Annotated in this window: 2 protein-coding genes; both read left to right on the plus strand. The window is 46.0% G+C overall.

Annotated elements, in window-relative coordinates; translation table 11 throughout:
* Positions 1–355, plus strand: a 355-nt coding sequence (locus DCM90_RS10270) for a hypothetical protein (RefSeq protein ID WP_225366030.1), incomplete at its 5' end; no start/stop codon positions are given.
* A partial coding sequence (locus tag DCM90_RS10275) for a hypothetical protein (protein WP_225366031.1) occupies positions 342–1,501 on the plus strand: 1,160 nt, incomplete at its 3' end. The genes DCM90_RS10270 and DCM90_RS10275, both read left to right, overlap by 14 nt.

Consider the following 1,501-nt stretch of genomic DNA (forward strand, 5'->3'; position numbering starts at 1 on the left):
TTTTCAATATGCTGAAACGCGAGAGAAACCGCGTGTCAACTGTGCAGCAGCTGACAAAGAGATTCTCACTTGGAATGCTACAGGGACGAGGACCATTGAAACTGTTCATGGCCCTGGTGGCATTCCTTCGTTTCCTAACAATCCCGCCAACAGCAGGGATATTAAAAAGATGGGGAACAATCAGAAAATCAAAGGCTATCAATGTCTTAAGAGGGTTCAGGAAAGAGATTGGAAGGATGCTGAACATCTTGAACAGGAGACGCAGAACTGCAGGTATAATTATTATGATGATTCCAACAGTGATGGCGTTCCATTTAACCACACGCAACGGAGAACCACACATGATCGTCAGTAGACAAGAGAAAGGGAAAAGTCTTCTGTTCAAAACAGAGAACGGTGTGAACATGTGTACCCTCATGGCCATGGACCTTGGTGAACTGTGTGAAGACACAATCACTTATAACTGTCCTCTTCTCAGGCAGAATGAACCAGAAGACATAGACTGTTGGTGCAACTCCACGTCTACATGGGTAACTTATGGGACATGTACCGCCACAGGAGAACACAGAAGGGAAAAAAGATCAGTGGCACTCGTTCCACATGTGGGAATGGGACTGGAGACACGAACTGAAACATGGATGTCATCAGAAGGGGCCTGGAAACATGCCCAGAGAATTGAAACTTGGGTCTTGAGACATCCAGGCTTCACCATAATGGCAGCAATCCTGGCCTACACTATAGGAACGACATATTTCCAAAGAGTCCTGATTTTCATCTTACTGACAGCTGTCGCTCCTTCAATGACAATGCGTTGTATAGGAATATCAAATAGAGACTTTGTGGAAGGGGTTTCAGGAGGAAGCTGGGTTGACATAGTCTTGGAACATGGAAGCTGTGTGACGACGATGGCGAAAAATAAACCAACATTGGATTTTGAACTGATTAAAACAGAAGCCAAACACCCCGCCACTCTAAGGAAGTATTGTATAGAGGCAAAGCTGACCAACACAACAACAGCATCTCGCTGCCCAACACAAGGAGAACCTAGCCTAAATGAAGAACAGGACAAAAGATTTGTCTGTAAACACTCCATGGTAGACAGAGGATGGGGAAATGGATGCGGATTATTTGGAAAGGGAGGTATCGTGACCTGTGCAATGTTCACATGCAAAAAGAACATGGAAGGAAAAATCGTGCAACCAGAAAACTTGGAGTACACCATTGTGATAACACCTCACTCAGGGGAGGAGAATGCAGTCGGAAATGACACAGGAAAACACGGCAAGGAAATTAAAGTAACACCACAGAGTTCCATCACAGAAGCAGAACTAACAGGCTATGGCACCGTCACGATGGAGTGCTCTCCGAGAACGGGCCTCGACTTCAATGAGATGGTGTTGCTGCAAATGGAAAACAAGGCTTGGCTGGTGCACAGGCAATGGTTCTTAGACCTGCCATTACCATGGCTGCCCGGAGCAGACACACCATCTCGTATGCCGTC

The organism is Levilactobacillus bambusae (genome assembly GCF_003124125.1).
GTDB classification, from domain to species: domain Bacteria; phylum Bacillota; class Bacilli; order Lactobacillales; family Lactobacillaceae; genus Levilactobacillus; species Levilactobacillus bambusae.